This is a genomic window from Neisseria sp. RH3002v2g, assembly GCF_014596425.2.
Lineage (GTDB): Bacteria > Pseudomonadota > Gammaproteobacteria > Burkholderiales > Neisseriaceae > Neisseria.
The window spans coordinates 2,050,846-2,067,294 of the sequence record NZ_CP110721.1 but is presented as its reverse complement, the minus strand read 5'-3'; the positions used below and the strand labels follow the sequence as shown (position 1 = coordinate 2,067,294).

Below are 16,449 nucleotides of genomic sequence, written 5' to 3'. Positions count from 1 at the left end.
AGCGAATCTTGTCTTCACTCAAGCTTTTCTCTTCCGCATCTTTTACAGTTTACCGATAAGTGTGAATGCATCAGACCTCTTCTTTCTCTAGAAAGGAGGTGATCCAGCCGCAGGTTCCCCTACGGCTACCTTGTTACGACTTCACCCCAGTCATGAAGCATACCGTGGTAAGCGGGCTCCTTACGGTTACCCTACCTACTTCTGGTATCCCCCACTCCCATGGTGTGACGGGCGGTGTGTACAAGACCCGGGAACGTATTCACCGCAGTATGCTGACCTGCGATTACTAGCGATTCCGACTTCATGCACTCGAGTTGCAGAGTGCAATCCGGACTACGATCGGTTTTGTGAGATTGGCTCCACCTCGCGGCTTGGCTACCCTCTGTACCGACCATTGTATGACGTGTGAAGCCCTGGTCATAAGGGCCATGAGGACTTGACGTCATCCCCACCTTCCTCCGGCTTGTCACCGGCAGTCTCATTAGAGTGCCCAACTTAATGATGGCAACTAATGACAAGGGTTGCGCTCGTTGCGGGACTTAACCCAACATCTCACGACACGAGCTGACGACAGCCATGCAGCACCTGTGTTACGGCTCCCGAAGGCACTCCTCCGTCTCTGGAGGATTCCGTACATGTCAAGACCAGGTAAGGTTCTTCGCGTTGCATCGAATTAATCCACATCATCCACCGCTTGTGCGGGTCCCCGTCAATTCCTTTGAGTTTTAATCTTGCGACCGTACTCCCCAGGCGGTCAATTTCACGCGTTAGCTACGCTACTAAGCAATCAAGTTGCCCAACAGCTAATTGACATCGTTTAGGGCGTGGACTACCAGGGTATCTAATCCTGTTTGCTACCCACGCTTTCGAGCATGAACGTCAGTGTTATCCCAGGAGGCTGCCTTCGCCATCGGTATTCCTCCACATCTCTACGCATTTCACTGCTACACGTGGAATTCTACCTCCCTCTGACACACTCTAGTCACCCAGTTCAGAACGCAGTTCCCAGGTTGAGCCCGGGGATTTCACATCCTGCTTAAGTAACCGTCTGCGCTCGCTTTACGCCCAGTAATTCCGATTAACGCTCGCACCCTACGTATTACCGCGGCTGCTGGCACGTAGTTAGCCGGTGCTTATTCTTCAGGTACCGTCATCAACTGTCGGTATTAGCGACAGCCTTTTCTTCCCTGACAAAAGTCCTTTACAACCCGAAGGCCTTCTTCAGACACGCGGCATGGCTGGATCAGGCTTGCGCCCATTGTCCAAAATTCCCCACTGCTGCCTCCCGTAGGAGTCTGGGCCGTGTCTCAGTCCCAGTGTGGCGGATCATCCTCTCAGACCCGCTACTGATCGTCGCCTTGGTAGGCCTTTACCCCACCAACTAGCTAATCAGATATCGGCCGCTCGAATAACGCAAGGCCCGAAGGTCCCCTGCTTTCCTCCTCAGAGAATATGCGGTATTAGCTAATCTTTCGATTAGTTATCCCCCATTACTCGGTACGTTCCGATATATTACTCACCCGTTCGCCACTCGCCACCCAAGAAGCAAGCTTCTCTGTGCTGCCGTCCGACTTGCATGTGTAAAGCATGCCGCCAGCGTTCAATCTGAGCCAGGATCAAACTCTTATGTTCAATCTCTAACTTATAACTTCTGGTCTGCTTCAAAGAAACCGACAGGACAATGTCTAAAACATCATCTTGTCTGTCTTTCAAACAGTGTGAGGCCTAATGCACTCACACTTATCGGTAATCTGTTTTTTAAAGAGCGAATCGAATTATACAGTACATTTAGCAAATGTCAACTAAAATTATCGAAAATTTCAACCAACTGTGTTATACTGTCTGCTTCGTTTTCTTCACCGCGTCAGCGGCGAAGAACCGAACTATACGCCTCTCAACAAAACCAGTCAACACCTTTCGCAAAATTATTTCTAGAAATTTAACCACCCCCCTGTTTTAACAGGGTTTTTATTTTTCTAAAAACACCTCAAATCTTCCCTATTCACTTCCAAAATCCAACCCAATTCAATACTAAGGCCGTCTGAAAGAGTATTTCAGACGGCCTTTTTGTATGGTTTCTATTTATCCAATACGATGCAGGATAATTTCTAAGACAAATTTACTGCCTATATAGGCAAAAATCAGACTGACAAATCCGACAATGGTCCAAACTGCGGCTTTTTTACCTCGCCATGCGGTCATGCTGTGTTTCAACAATAATGCGCCATAAATCAGCCACGACATAATACTGAAGATGGTTTTATGCGTGAAGGTCATGGGTTTGCCGAAAACGGCTTCGGCAAAAAACGTACCGCTGATAACGGAATAGGTCAATAAAATGAAACCTGCCCAAATACCTTGGAACATGAGTTTCTCCAAACTCAATAAAGGTGGCAAGAAGCTGACCAATGCGGAAAAACGGCGTTTGTGCAGATTGCGGTTGATTAAAAGGATTAGGATGGCAAATAAGGTAACGATGCCAAACAATCCGTATGCGAGCAATGATGATGCAATGTGCGACAGCGGCAATAAGTCTACGATTTGACGGCCTGTGAAATCTCCCGGGAAAAGGAAACCCAGCAATAAGGTCAATGCGGCACAGGGATACAATAAGAGTTGCACACCGCGCAGACAATAAAAGAAGCTGCCTAAGCAGTACATCATCAGCATCAGCCAGACTATCAGGCTGAGTGAATAGCCGAAACCGGTAATCAATACCCTATCCTGCAATACAGGGAACATCAATGCTGCGCCATGTACCAATAATGCGCCGCTCAAAATCAGCAGCTCGGTTTTCAGCGGGTAAGACTTATTATTGTGCTTTTTATGTTGCAACCAGGAAAATGCGCCCAATCCGGCATACACCAGCATAAGGCAGATTAAGACAATCGGCATAAATATCTTTCTCAATAGAGGTGTGAACACTAGACGGACAGCCGGCAGGGTTTCAGACGGCCTTGGTGTGCGTATTTGTGTTCTTGAAGCATAACTTCGGACTATCGTGTAAAATAATCCGAATTTTATTTTAACAAAGAATGCCCTGTATTGGGCAGCTATTCTCATTATCAAGGATAAGTATGTTAGACAACCTGACCAACCGCTTCAGCAAGGTACTTAAAAATATTCGCGGCCAATCAACGCTGACAGAAGACAATATTAAAGAAGCCTTGCGCGAGGTTCGTCTTGCCCTGCTGGAAGCCGACGTTGCATTGCCCGTCGTTAAAGAATTCGTCAACACAGTCAAAGAACAGGCCCTTGGCCAAGAAGTCGTCGGCAGCCTGACACCTGACCAAGCCTTTATCGGCGTGGTCAACCAAGCCTTAGTCGAATTGATGGGCAAGGAAAACAAAACGCTGGATTTGTCGGTTTCACCGCCCGCCATTGTTTTGATGGCAGGTTTGCAAGGTGCCGGTAAGACAACAACCGTCGGCAAACTCGCCCGCCTGCTGAAAAACGATCAGAAGAAAAAAGTTTTGGTGGTATCCGCCGACGTTTACCGCCCTGCCGCGATTGAACAGCTGCGCCTGTTGGCCGAACAGGTCGGCGTGGACTTTTTCCCATCCGATACCAACCAAAAACCGGTTGAGATTGCGACTGCCGCCGTCGATTACGCCAAAAAACATTTTTACGATGTCTTGATGGTCGATACCGCCGGCCGTTTGGCAATCGATGAAGAGATGATGAACGAAATCAAAGCGCTTCATGCGGCGGTCAACCCGGTTGAAACTTTGTTCGTCATCGATGCCATGCTGGGTCAGGATGCAGTGAACACTGCTCAGGCATTTAATGAAGCCCTGCCGCTGACCGGCGTCGTATTGACCAAGATGGACGGTGATTCGCGCGGCGGTGCGGCATTGTCCGTACGCCATGTAACCGGCAAACCGATTAAATTTATCGGTGTCGGCGAGAAAATCAACGGCCTCGAGCCTTTCCATCCCGACCGTCTTGCCAGCCGTATCCTCGGCATGGGCGACGTATTAACCCTGATTGAAGACGTCCAAAAAGGTATTGATGAAGAAGCTGCCGCCAAAATGGCGAAAAAACTGCAAAAAGGTAAAGGCTTCGACCTCAACGACTTTAAAGAACAAATCCAGCAGATGCGCAATATGGGAGGCTTGGAAAACCTGATGTCGAAAATGCCGGGCGAACTGGGTCAAATATCGAAACAAATCCCCGAAGGTACGGCTGAAAAAGCGATGGGCAAAGTGGAAGCCATCATCAACTCGATGACCCCTAAAGAACGCGCCAACCCAGCCCTGCTCAAAGCCAGCCGCAAACGCCGTATTGCAATGGGTGCAGGTACGACCGTGCAGGAAGTGAACAAATTGCTCAAACAGTTTGAACAAATGCAACAGATGATGAAGATGTTCAGCGGCAACGGTTTGGGCAAACTGATGCGTTTGGCCAAAGGCATGAAGGGAATGAAAGGCATGTTCCCGGGTTTGTAAGCCGATTTAACCGAAAACGTCGCCTGAAAAATTTCAGACGGCGTTTTTGTTTTGTATTCTGATTAAAATCGTGAGGCTTTAAACAACCTTTTCTTTCTATAACGTCTAATATAAAAGGCCGTCTGAAATCCTATTTTCAGACGGCCTTTGCTTATTCAACCTTCAACTTATTGCGGCTTTTTCTGCTCTTCGCGTACTTTGTCCACCAGTTGGTCAATCGTGGTCATGCCGGACTGCCAGTCTTTAAATTCGACTTGGTATTTGCCGCCGACGATCACAGTCGGTGTGCCGCTGATTTGAAATTTATTGGTCAATTCTTCCATTTGAGCCGCACGCGCTTGGCTTTCAGGCGCTTCAAATGCAGCCAATACTTTTTTGCCGTCAAACGCGGTTTGCTCAGACAACCATTTTTTCAGGGTATCGGTATCGGCCAGATTGATTTTTTGATTAACCATCGCATCGAAAATATGGCTGTTGGCTTTATCTGATTCGCCAGCCATTTCCACTGCGGCGGCCAAACGAGCCAAAGGTTTCATTTCGTCGCCCCAAATCACATGCTCGCGACGCAGATAGGTATCGTCTTTGAACATTTTAGTGTGTTCGCTCAAAACCGGTTCCAAATGTGCGCAATGCGGGCAGAAGTAGCCGAAAAATTCCAATACTTCGACTTTGCCGGCCTGCTGTTGCGGGATAGGAGTGGACAACACAGTGTAGTTCACGCCTTCGGTCAATGGGGCTGGGGCTGCCGGAGCAGATGAGCTGCTTTGGGCGCTGTCTGCCGGAACGCTGGTTTCAGCCTGTTTGCCGCAAGCGGCCAATGCCAACAGGGTCAATGAAGTCAAAGCTAAAGTTTTCAGTTTCATAGGTATCTCTTTACATTCAAATCAATGGGCCGATTTTATGGCATTTTGTTGAAGGCGTGTTCAATTTGAGTGAAAAAATGTGTTTAGTTTTATTTCAGCCTTTATAAAGGCCGTCTGAAATATGGCTTAGATAATAGCCTTATTTTCAGACGGCCTTTGCCTGATTTCATCAGAAACGGTAATTTACCCGAGCAGTATAGCCGCGCGGATTACCCGGCATAGAGTCCGAACGCCAATATTTTTGATTGAGCAGATTGGCAGCGGCAAAGGTAACGTTAACATTTTTATGGTTCCAGCCGAGCATGGCATCAACTCGGGCAAAGCCTGGAAGCGTGGTCACTTCTTTATTTCTTGAGTCGTAGCCGTAGCGTTTGCCTGTACCGGTTACGCCGATTTCGCCGTAGAGGTTTTCAGTCGGCGTGTAACGGAAAAACAGGTTGCCGGTAACGTTACTGGTGTTGTCCAAATGGATGCCAACGCGGTTGGGATTTTCCTTGTCCTCAACCACTTTTGCCTGCATCACGCCCAACGATCCGCGCAGGTAGAGTTTTTTGGGGATGATTTGTCCGATGGCGGACAACTCCACGCCGCGCGAACGGTGTTTGCCGCCAACTGCCCAAGTGTAGGGATCATTTTGCGCGTCGGGGCGGTAGCGGATATTGAAGCGTTCGATTTGGTAGGCGGACAATGTGGTGCTGAGGCGGTCGTCCAGCCAACTGCTTTTGACGCCGGTTTCGTATTGGCGGGTGTACTCGGGGTCGGCGTTGAACACGGCGGCAGACGAAGTGTCGATGCTCAAATAGCCACTGCGTCCGCCATAAGGCGCGAAGCCTTTATTATACGAGGCGTAGAGCGTGTGGGCGGGCGTTACGTTCCACACTGCGCCGATGTTGGGGCTGAACGAGTGGCCGCTGTATTGGCGGCTGCTGCCGGTGAGTTTGTTTTCGGAATTGAAGGTGTATTTGTCGTAACGGCCGCCGAGGACGAATTTCAAGTCGGGCGTGGCTGAGAAGATATTTTGCACAAAGATGCCGTAGGAGTCGGCTTTGTGGCGGTTTTGGGTCAGAATAGGCTGCAATCTGCCCGAAGCCGGCCAGCTTGCGCGGTCGTATGGATCGATGGAGGCAGAAAAGGCACGGCTGTAACCTAATGTCGGGTTGCGGTGTTCGCGGCTGTAATCCATGCCTACGGTCAGGTGGTTTTCAAAACGGCCGATGTTGTAGTCGCCGTTGAGCGTGAAGTTGGATGACAGGGTTTTGTTGTCGGTCTGCTGCCAAGCGTAGTTGCGTTTGATTCGGCTGCCGTTTTCGCTGCCTGCATAGAAATGGTCGAAATCCTGCGCCGCCGTGCGGTGGGCGAGCTGCCATTGGGCGCGCCATTTGTCGTTGAAGGCGTATTCAAGGTCGGAACGCCAAACTTGCAGCTTGTCTTTGACAAAATCGTTTGGGTGGGCGAAACCCATGCGGTAAGGCAGTCCGAAGCGGTCGTACACGGACTTGGTCGGGCTGCGGTCGGGTGTGCGCTCCACATTGTCGTAGGTGTATTGCCCCGTCCATTTCAAGCCGTTGTCGAGTTTGACGGTAATGCTGGGTGAAACCATGACGTTTTTGCTGTCTATGCCGCTGCGGAACGAATTGGCACGCCCGACTTCGCCGGTGAGGCGGATGGCAACGTTTTTGTTCAGCACTTCGTTGATGTCCATATTCAGGCTGCGGTTTGCCCACGAGCCGTAAACTGCACCGATGTTGCGGCTTTGTTTGAAGTTGGCGTATTTGCTGACCATGTTGATGACGCCGCCGCCGTTGGTGCGGCCGTAAAGCACGGAAGACGGGCCTTTCAGGATTTCCACGCGCTCGATGTTGGCGGTGCTGCGGCGCACCTGACCGCTTTCGCGTACGCCGTCGCGGTAAATATCGGATGCGTCGGCTTGAAAACCGCGCAGGAAAATGCTTTCGCCGCGCATATCGTAAGCGGCGTCAATGCCAGCATTGCCTTCGAGGATGGAACTCAAATCGTTCGTGCCGTAATTTTTGTTTTTCTGGATATTGAGCGTATCGACGGTTTGCGGCGTTTCTTTAATAAGCTGTCCGTTGCGGGTAACGGCGGCTTCGTCGTAGTTGATGTAGCCTTTGAGGACGCTGGTATCGGACTGTCCGACCACGGAAACGGTAGGTAGCGTGGCGGTGTAATGTTCACCATTGTCCTGCGTATCGGCGGCAGCGACAGGGAAGGAAGCAATAATCAGCGTGGGTAATAAAGCTAAATGAAATGGTATTTGCATTTTTATACTCAATTTAACAAAACAACCGAATTATATTGCCTCATAAAAGAAATAAGAATAGTTTCTTTTAATTATATTTAACATGATATTTGTAAACAAAGGCCGTCTGAAACACATATCGGTTTCAGACGGCCTCTCTTCTTGATAAACCCTTCTAAACTATTTACTTAACAACATTTCCTGCATCAGCTTCATGCCCCATTGCCAGCCGCCGAGTGCGCTGTTTAACTGGCCGGAATGCGGCGATTGAAGCAGGCGTGCATGCCAGCGGTCGGCCTGTTCTTGCGCCCAATCGCGTGGCGTACCGTTTTTTTCGGCGATAACCAGCGCTGTACGGCAAGGGCAACGGACGCGTTGGAACGTATGGATTTCGTCCTCGGGAAAAGCTTCGGGACGCGGCGAGACCAAAATAATATTGGTCAGGCGTTTTTGCGTCATGATGTCGGCTTGGTACAGCCATGCCAAAAATGCGGACACGCCGGCACCATGAGCCACGACGGCAATATTTTTGCTCACAATATGGTCAAAGGCCGTCTGAATGGCGTGTTGCCATTCGGAAATGGTTTGCCGACTATCGGCTTCGGCAGTTTGAACAATCGGATAGCTGACCGCCCAGCGGTCTATCCACATTTCCGCTTCATCCGCATCGCGTATCAGAAACAGTGCCATTTCTTCGAGTTCGAAGCTCTGCATTTCAGACGGCCTATTTGAGTAAGTCGTTGAGTGTAAATGCAATCAGCAATGCGGCAGGCACGCTGAGGATGGCACAAGTCGCCAGACAAAGTACGATGTTGGCAACCAGCCGCCAGCCCTTCCAAGCAAAGCATTTGGCCGCAATCAGCAGGCAAGGCAGGGAAAACAGCAGCCATACCAACGCCCACGTCGGATTGGCCTTGGTCGGCGCAACCCAGCCGGACATCCGCGCCAGCATAAATACCGCCCACACCAGCATAGGCAATACAAATGCCGCCACGACCCACGCTGCGCCTACGCCGGTTTTGCCGTTTATATTCCAATCATATTTACCAAAAACCTTATTCGGCAACATAGTCATACTCCACAACTAAAGGGGCGTGATCTGAGAATTTTTCGTCTTTATAAACATGTGCGGAAACGGCTTTGGCGGCCAACTCCGGTGTAACCATCTGATAATCGATACGCCACCCGACATCTTTCGCATACGCTTGTCCGCGGTTGCTCCACCAGGTATAGCCCGGCACATCGGGATAAAGTGTGCGCCACATATCCGTCCAACCGAGCTTGTGAATAACCTTGCCTATCCATTCGCGCTCTTCAGGCAAGAAGCCCGAATTTTTCTGATTACCCTTCCAGTTTTTCAAGTCGATGTTTTGGTGGGCGATGTTCCAGTCGCCGCAGACGACGATGTCGCGTCCTTCGTTTTTCATGGCTTCGAGCATGGGATAGAACGCGTCCAAAAAGCGGTATTTCACTTGTTGGCGCTCTTCCGCGCTGCTGCCGCTGGGTAGATACAGCGAAATTACCGACAACTTGCCGAAATCGCAACGGACAAAACGGCCTTCCCTGTCAAATTCTTCAATGCCCATGCCGATTTGCACATTGTCGGGTTTGCGTTTGCTGTACACCGCCACGCCGCTATAGCCGCGCTTTTCGGCGCAATGCCAGTAGCCATGCATACCGTGCGGATTCTTCATATCGTCTGACAGGTCAGCCTCTTGAGCTTTCAGTTCCTGCACGCAGACAATGTCCGCGCCCGATGCGGCGATGTATTCGTAAAAACCTTTTTTATAGGCGGAGCGGATGCCGTTGACGTTGGCAGAGATGATTTTCAACATAAGATTTGAGTGATGTTTAAAAACGGATAATAGGATTGAAGTTCTCAGACGGCCTGCAAGTCATAAACAAATACTTTGGAATTGCGGCCGTTGGCATTGTATTCCTGCCGGCGTTCGGCAGGCAGGTCATCGGCCGAGGCCGTCTGAAAGCCCCGTTCGACAAACCATTCGCCCGTGTGCGTGGATAAGGCGAAAAGCGTTTTGATATTTAAGGCGCGCGCTTTTTGGAATAAATGTTCCAACAGCAATTCGCCGTAGCCGCCGTCGCGCGCTTCGGGTGACACCACCAGGCAGGCCAATTCGCCGCAATCAGGCTCGGAAAAGGTTTTCAGCGCCACGCAGCCGTAAATGTTTTGATCGTGTTCCAATACGGAAAAACTGGAAATATGGTTTTCCAAATACTCGCGGCTGCGGTGTAACAAGATGCCTTGTTCCGCCAGCGGACGGATTAAGGCGATGATGTGCGGAATGTCGTCGCTGCGTGCCTGACGGATGGAAACAAACGGCCCTCGGGCAATAGACGTACCGCTGCCCTCGCGGGTAAACAGCTCGCGCAACAGGCTGCCGTCTTCGCGGCCGTTGAGAATCTGCACCCGCGATACGCCGTTTTCCAGTGCGCACACTGCCGCATGGAGCAAATCAACCGGCACATCGGGATTGTCGCGCACCAACTCCTGCACTTCGCCGACAGACAACGTATTGGCCAACGAGCCGTCAGCGCGGCGGATACCCGCTTCTTCGGTCAGGAAAACCAGTTTCTCTGCCTGCAAAGCCATGGCCACTTCCTGCGCGGTTTCGCACATACTCAGATTGAAGGTTTTGCCGCTGTACGAATGTCCCAAAGGACTGATCAGCACCACCGCGCCGCCATCTAAGCGCAAACGGATCTCTTCCGCGTCGATTTTGCGGACGGTACCGGTATAGCCCATGTCCACGCCGTCGATAACGCCCAACGGACGGGCGGTAATAAAGTTGCCGCACGCGATAACCGGCGGCTTACTCCGTTGCTGTGCAGATACGCTGCTGAACAAAGCTGCTTCGACATCGCTGCGGATAATCCCCGCCACCTGCTTCACTTCCATCAGGGTCGCTTCATCGGTAATCCGTCGGCTGCCGCTGTATTTCGGAACAAAATTCCGACCCGAAGCCAATTTGTCGAGCAAATGCCGCGAACCGTGCACCAAGACCAAACGCAAGCCCAAGCTGGCCAACAGATTCAAATCTGCGGCCAAACGGATCAGGGTTTCGCCTTCCAACAGGCTGTCGGTCACGCCGACCACCATGGTTTTGCCGCGCAAATATTGAATATAGGGCGCGGCTTCGCGAAAGCTGGCAACAAAATGGGCGATGTTACTCATAGCAGGGCAAGATAAAAGAGTTGCATAATCAAAACCGTCAGCGCAATCAGCGATGCCAACGTCCAGTTGAAACCATCCTTGCGCGTTTTGACCGCCGCCTGCTCTTCCGCCTTGGGCTCTTCCTTGAGTGCGCTATTGAGCAAATCGGAAATTTCTTTGCGCGAGAGTTTGGAATGCTTGAGGATTTGCGCGCCGATGTTATGCACGAGGCGCACATCCGTTACCGCCACAGGCAGATGGGCCGGATCGGCCGGCAGGTTGCCCGACAGATAATCCTTGGCCTTAAACATCCCCGAACAACGCGTGCAGACCACAAAACCCTGCGCCACGTTCAACTGGGCATCTTTCACCCAATGCGGCGTTTTACAATGAGGACAAGAACAAGCAGGCATGAGTATTTTCCGTAAGTGTATTGAATCAAAAATATATTTTAGCCAATGTTTCAGGCCGTCTGAAAAACGTTTCAGACGACCTGAGCATGATGTTATGGTTTAAACCGCGCCGTAACGTTCGCGATAGGCTTTGACCGGCTCGAAGAAGCCGCCAAATTCGGCATTGTTTTGCAAGAGCGTGAACAAGTCGTTCAGGTTGGCAATCGAAACCACCGGCAGGCCGTATTGTTTTTCGACTTCCTGCACCGCCGACAATTCGCCCGTGCCTTTTTCCATGCGGTCGAGCGCAATGGCCACTGCAGCAGGCGTTGCGCCTTCGGCCTCAATCAGTTTGACCGACTCGCGCACGGATGTGCCGGCGGAAATCACATCATCGATAATCAGCACGCGGCCTTTCAAAGGCGCACCCACCAACACGCCGCCCTCGCCGTGGTCTTTGGCTTCTTTGCGGTTGTAGGCAAACGGTACGTTTACGCCTTTTTCCGCCAACATCATCGCTGTCGCCGCCGCCAAAATAATGCCTTTATAGGCTGGGCCGAACAGCATATCGAACTTCACGCCGCTGGCAATAATGGCCTCGGCGTAAAACTTCGCCAACTGCAAAGTCGATGCGCCGTCATTGAACAAACCGGCATTGAAAAAATAAGGCGACTGACGGCCGGCCTTGGTCGTAAATTCGCCGAATTTCAACACGTTTTGTGCCAAAGCGAATTTGAGGAAGTCTTGACGGAAATCGGACATTTGGGTTCTCCCGAAAGATGTTGATTTATCAAAGAAACGATTATAAAGGATTCATGCAGAAAAATCAGGCCGTCTGAAAAACGGGTTCGCCCCGCTTTAAACCGACTTGCCCTATTCCTTTTCAAACCGACAAGGCGGCATTGCCGTCTTATCACGGCAATCAAAGCGGATTATTCCCGATGATAAGGATGGTTGTGCAAAATCGAAACGGCGCGATAAAGCTGCTCGGTCAATAAAACGCGCACCATGCCGTGCGGCAGAGTCAGGCTGGAAAGGCGCATCATCATGTTTGCCTGCTGTTTCAAACGGTCGGTCATGCCGTCTGCGCCGCCGATAATAAAGCAGACGTGTTCGCCGTTTTGCTGCCAGCTTTTCAAATGTTGCGCCAATTCGACCGAAGTCGGCGCTTTGCCGCGTTCGTCCAATACCACCAAAAACGCGCCTTGCGGGATGGCTTCCAGCAGGCGTTTTTCTTCAGCCGCCATGCCCTGAGCCGCATTCACACCCGCGCCGCGTTTTTCCGGCTTGATTTCTTTCAGCGCATAATTGACATCGCGCCCGAAGCGTTTGGCGTACTCGCCGACGGCCTCATCGACCCAACGCGGCATTTTCGTGCCGACAGCCAAGACGGTGATATTCATGGGGTATCCTTTTACTATCGAATTGTCGGTTGGGCATTATGGTCAAGCAAGTTCTCAACCTTTTCAAACCATGAGCCAATGCCCACGCAACCGACTGAAAATAAAAGGCCGTCTGAAAGCCGAATGTATCCCGTTCGGCTGTTTCAGACGGCCTTTCAATGATTAGCAGTGAACCAGCGTACCTTCGTTTTCGCCGGTTACCACGCGTTTGAGCGAGCCTTCTTTGGCAATGCCGAAGACCACGATATTGAGTTTGCGTTCGCGGCAGAGGGCGAAGGCGGTGGCATCCATCACTTTGAGGTTTTTCAACAAGGCTTCGTCAAAAGTAATGGTTTCGTAGCGTGTTGCAGATGGGTCTTTTTTCGGGTCTGCGGTGTACACGCCGTCGACGTTGGTGGCTTTGAGCATCACGTCGCAGTTCATTTCCGCACCGCGCAATGCGGCGGCAGTGTCGGTCGTGAAGAATGGGTTACCAGTACCGGCGGCGAAAATCACGACTTTGCCTTCTTCCAAATATTGAATGGCTTTAGGACGGGCGTAAGTTTCAGCGATTTGCTGCATAGACAGTGCGGATTGAACACGCGCTTTGATGCCCAAGGTTTCAAATGCGTCTTTGAGTGCCAAGGCGTTCATCACGGTTGCCATCATGCCCATGTAGTCGGCAGTGGCGCGGTCCATGCTGCCTGCTTGTGCAGATACGCCGCGGAAAATGTTACCGCCGCCGACAACGATACCGACTTGCACGCCCATTCTCACGATTTCGGCAATTTCGCCGACAGTTTGAACGATGGTATCGTGATTGATGCCGAATGGATCAGAGCCCATCAGGGATTCGCCGGAGAGTTTCAGTAATACGCGTTTGTATTTGATTTGCTGTGTCATGGGATACCTTGCTTTCTTGAATGTCGTCGGTCGGGGGGCGGGCCGTCTGAATTTTCAAACGGTCGGAATATTAATGATAGGGTGTGTCGGTTTATTATTGTTTTGGTTTTCAGACAGCCTGAATATTCGGCCGTCTTAAATTAGGTACCGTAAACGGTTTTCTCAAAAAAAAGCACCCTGATTCGTTTGGAATCTAGGTGCTTTCTTTTTCATAAGTGCCTTACACTTTAGCAGCGGCAGCAACTTCAGCTGCGTAGTCAACAACGGCTTTCTCGATACCGTCGCCTACTTTGTAGCGTACGAAGCTAATCACTTCAGTGCCGTTTTCTTTAGCGAATTGGGCAACAGTTTGGTCAGGGTTCATCACGAACGCTTGGCCGTTCAGAGTGATTTCAGCCAAGAATTTACGGATACGACCTTCAACCATTTTAGCGGCGATGTCGGCAGGTTTGCCGGAAGCGATAGCTTGTTCAGTGTAGATGTGGCGTTCTTTTTCAACGGTTTCAGCATCTACTTCGGCTTCGCTTACGCATTGAGGTTTAGCGGCAACAATGTGCATACCGATTTTGCGTGCTACGTCTTCAGAGCCTTTGTACTCAACCAATACGCCTTCGGTAGCCAATGCACCGTGGATGTAGGCAACCAGTTGGTTAGCAGTGTCGATCACTTGGAAGCGGCGAACAGACATGTTCTCGCCCAATTTAGCGATGATGGCTTTGCGTTCTGCTTCAACCAGTTCGCTCAGTTCTTCAACAGAAGCCGGTTTTTTCTCGGCAGCAGTTTTCGCAACGAAGTTGGCAAATTCTACGAAGCCGGCGTCTTTAGCAACGAAGTCGGTTTCGCAGTTTACTTCAACTAATGCGCCGACATTGCCGTTGATCGCGTAAGCCAATACGCCTTCGGCAGCAGTACGGCCAGCCAGTTTACCGGCTTTCGCACCAGATTTAATACGCAGGATTTCTTCGGCTTTGTCGAAGTTGCCTTCAGCTTCAACCAAGGCTTTTTTGCATTCCATCATGCCCAGGCCGGTAGCGGCGCGCAGGTCGGCAACCATTTTTGCAGTAATTTCTGCCATTTTGAATCTCCTAGATTTTTGGGAACACGGCCATTGCCGTGTTTGGAAATAGTGGCCGTCTGAAACGGATTTCAGAACGGAATTTGAGAAAAGGGGCATAACGCCCCTCTTCTGTGTACCGAATTACTCGGCAGCAGCTTCTTGGGCAGCGGCTACAGTTTCTTGCAGCGCTTGGTTTTTGCCTTCCAAAACTGCGTCAGCGATGCCGCGGCAGTACAGGCGGATAGCTTTAGCGGAGTCATCGTTACCAGGGATAACGTATTTCACGCCGTCAGGGCTGTTGTTGGTATCGACTACAGCGATAACAGGGATGCCCAGTTTTTCAGCCTCAACCAGAGTACCTTTTTGGTAGCCGGTATCGATAACGAAAATCGCGTCAGGCAGGCCTTTCATGTTTTTGATACCGCCCAAAGAACGTTCCAGTTTTTCAACGTCGCGTTGCATTTCCAGAATTTCTTTTTTGTTGAAACCGCCTTCAGCAGCGTTTTCCAGGGCAGCAGTTTTTTCTTCCAGGCGTTTGATGGATTGCTTAACGGTTTTGTAGTTAGTCAGCATACCACCCAACCAGCGGTAATCAACGAAAGGCATACCGGCACGGGTAGCTTCTTCGCGGATGATGTCGCGGGCTTGGCGTTTGGTACCTACGAACAATACTGTACCTTTGTTGGCAACCAGACGGCGTACGGCTTCTTGCGCCTCTTGGAACATCGGCAGGGTTTTTTCCAAGTTTACGATATGGATTTTGTTGCGCGCACCGAAAATATATTGAGCCATTTTCGGGTTCCAGAAACGGGTTTGGTGACCGAAGTGAACACCGGCTTCAATCATCTGACGCATAGTAATTTGAGACATGTTATTTCCTTGAAAGGGTTAAAGAGCACACATTCAATCGCATAGAACTTGATAGGCGGCGCCTATTGTCAAGCACCCTTCGGCGAAAGTGGGCATAAGTTTTAAAAAATAAAAGAGTGTTTCCGAAATGGAAAACTGACGGATTATAGCGGATAAGAGGCCGTCTGAAAAGGGATTTTATACCTTTCCGTCCTGTTTTTCATCCGCCTGTACCGCCTTTTGGCGAGCCGCTTCAAACTCCGCCTGCTCCTGCCGTTTCATCAGGCGGTTGCGGCGGCGGATGGTCATGACGAAGACCGTGAACACAGTGGGCAACACTGCCCAAAAAACCAAATAAATCAACGCGCGCGCAATACTCGGCTGCGCGGCGGAAAACATCACGGCAACAAAAAGATAGCCGATGGCGACAATGTGCCACATCGTGTGCGTCCTGTTTGAATGTTAACAAAATCGTTATAATCGCAACATTCTACCGCAATCCCGAAAGGCCGTCTGAAAATGAGGAATCCCGAAAAATCGGCATTACGCAAACAGTTCCGCCGCGCACGCGCCCAAATGAGCGCAGACGAGCGCAACGCCGCCACCGAAACCATCAACCGCCTGCTCAAGCCCTACATCAAAAAAGGACGGAAAATCGGCGTGTATTGGCCGATGGGCAAGGAATTGCGATTGGACGGCTTTGTCCGTGCCGCACAAAAACGCGGCGCAAAACTCTACCTGCCCTATATCGAACCGAACACACGGCGGATGTGGTTTACCCCCTACCCTGCCGACGGCGCCAAACAAGAACGCAAACGCGGCCGCGCCAAATTGAGCGTCCCACAATTTACCGGCAAGAAAATCCGCGTCCACCAACTCAGCCTACTGCTGGTCCCCATCGTCGGCATCGATAAACGCGGCTACCGCCTCGGACAAGCCGGCGGCTATTACGACGCCACCCTCTCCGCCACGAAATACCGCCTGCAAACCCAAACCCTGGGCGTAGGCTTCGGCTGCCAACTGACCGACACACTGCCGACCGAACCCCACGACATCCCCCTAAACGGCTTTGTCTCCGAGCTTGGCGTATTGAAATTCAGACGGCCTCGATAGGACAATTATC

At 50.9% G+C, this 16,449-nt stretch carries 16 protein-coding genes and 1 rRNA gene; 2 read left to right on the top strand and 15 right to left on the bottom strand.

The annotated features are described in order from the left end of the window. Nucleotides 1–91: 91 nt before the first annotated feature. A 16S ribosomal RNA gene (locus BBP27_RS09845) occupies nt 92–1,632 on the bottom strand. Nucleotides 1,633–2,082: 450 nt separating this feature from the next. Continuing rightward, complete coding sequence (locus BBP27_RS09840) at nt 2,083–2,895, bottom strand: cytochrome C assembly family protein (protein WP_003749434.1); 813 nt, start codon at nt 2,893–2,895, stop codon at nt 2,083–2,085. Between the two features lie 182 nt (nt 2,896–3,077). Here BBP27_RS09840 and ffh point away from each other — a divergent pair, with 182 nt between their 5' ends. Next, complete coding sequence (gene ffh / locus BBP27_RS09835) at nt 3,078–4,448, top strand: signal recognition particle protein (RefSeq protein WP_003684000.1); 1,371 nt, start codon at nt 3,078–3,080, stop codon at nt 4,446–4,448. A gap of 167 nt (nt 4,449–4,615) precedes the next feature. On the opposite strand, the gene BBP27_RS09830 is transcribed toward ffh, so the two are convergent. From BBP27_RS09830 to BBP27_RS09770, 13 genes are all read right to left on the bottom strand, one after another. After that, a complete protein-coding gene (locus BBP27_RS09830) occupies nt 4,616–5,311 on the bottom strand; it encodes a thiol:disulfide interchange protein DsbA/DsbL (RefSeq protein ID WP_188211551.1) in 696 nt (231 codons plus the stop codon). Between the two features lie 169 nt (nt 5,312–5,480). Continuing rightward, nucleotides 5,481–7,592: a TonB-dependent receptor gene (locus tag BBP27_RS09825; RefSeq protein WP_188211550.1), complete on the bottom strand. Its 2,112-nt coding sequence runs from the start codon at nt 7,590–7,592 to the stop codon at nt 5,481–5,483. 159 nt (nt 7,593–7,751) lie between these two features. After that, entirely contained in the window at nt 7,752–8,285 is a 534-nt protein-coding gene (locus BBP27_RS09820) for an alpha/beta hydrolase (RefSeq protein ID WP_188211549.1), read from the bottom strand. A gap of 10 nt (nt 8,286–8,295) precedes the next feature. Further along, nucleotides 8,296–8,640 (bottom strand): hypothetical protein, encoded by a 345-nt coding sequence (locus BBP27_RS09815; protein WP_070608462.1) that lies wholly within the window; start codon nt 8,638–8,640, stop codon nt 8,296–8,298. After that, nucleotides 8,627–9,406 (bottom strand): exodeoxyribonuclease III, encoded by a 780-nt coding sequence (locus BBP27_RS09810; RefSeq protein ID WP_003684015.1) that lies wholly within the window; start codon nt 9,404–9,406, stop codon nt 8,627–8,629. The genes BBP27_RS09815 and BBP27_RS09810 overlap by 14 nt, the downstream gene beginning before the upstream one ends. 44 nt (nt 9,407–9,450) lie before the next feature. Beyond that, on the bottom strand, nt 9,451–10,764 hold the full coding sequence (gene argA, locus BBP27_RS09805) for an amino-acid N-acetyltransferase (RefSeq protein ID WP_188211548.1): 1,314 nt from the start codon (nt 10,762–10,764) through the stop codon (nt 9,451–9,453). Further along, a complete protein-coding gene (locus tag BBP27_RS09800) occupies nt 10,761–11,156 on the bottom strand; it encodes an MJ0042-type zinc finger domain-containing protein (RefSeq protein WP_039862294.1) in 396 nt (131 codons plus the stop codon). Before BBP27_RS09800 ends, argA begins: the two co-directional genes overlap by 4 nt. A gap of 99 nt (nt 11,157–11,255) precedes the next feature. Then, the gene (pyrE, locus tag BBP27_RS09795; RefSeq protein ID WP_003682682.1) at nt 11,256–11,897 is read right to left on the bottom strand and encodes an orotate phosphoribosyltransferase; all 642 of its coding nucleotides are present in this window, start codon (nt 11,895–11,897) and stop codon (nt 11,256–11,258) included. 170 nt (nt 11,898–12,067) lie between these two features. Further along, nucleotides 12,068–12,538, bottom strand: a complete 471-nt coding sequence (gene rlmH / locus BBP27_RS09790; protein ID WP_036493712.1) for a 23S rRNA (pseudouridine(1915)-N(3))-methyltransferase RlmH — start codon at nt 12,536–12,538, stop codon at nt 12,068–12,070. A 162-nt stretch (nt 12,539–12,700) separates the two neighbouring features. Further along, nucleotides 12,701–13,420, bottom strand: coding sequence for a UMP kinase (pyrH, locus tag BBP27_RS09785; RefSeq protein WP_003708812.1), 720 nt, complete (start codon nt 13,418–13,420; stop codon nt 12,701–12,703). A gap of 220 nt (nt 13,421–13,640) precedes the next feature. Then, nucleotides 13,641–14,495, bottom strand: a complete 855-nt coding sequence (gene tsf, locus BBP27_RS09780; protein ID WP_002223203.1) for a translation elongation factor Ts — start codon at nt 14,493–14,495, stop codon at nt 13,641–13,643. Nucleotides 14,496–14,618: 123 nt separating this feature from the next. Next, nucleotides 14,619–15,347 carry a 30S ribosomal protein S2 gene (rpsB, locus tag BBP27_RS09775; RefSeq protein WP_002230071.1) on the bottom strand — a complete coding sequence of 243 codons (729 nt, stop codon included), beginning with the start codon at nt 15,345–15,347 and terminating at the stop codon, nt 14,619–14,621. Nucleotides 15,348–15,524: 177 nt separating this feature from the next. Further along, a complete protein-coding gene (locus BBP27_RS09770; RefSeq protein WP_070461230.1) occupies nt 15,525–15,767 on the bottom strand; it encodes a hypothetical protein in 243 nt (80 codons plus the stop codon). Between the two features lie 78 nt (nt 15,768–15,845). Here BBP27_RS09770 and BBP27_RS09765 point away from each other — a divergent pair, with 78 nt between their 5' ends. Then, a complete protein-coding gene (locus BBP27_RS09765) occupies nt 15,846–16,439 on the top strand; it encodes a 5-formyltetrahydrofolate cyclo-ligase (RefSeq protein WP_070461231.1) in 594 nt (197 codons plus the stop codon). Nucleotides 16,440–16,449 lie beyond the last annotated feature (10 nt).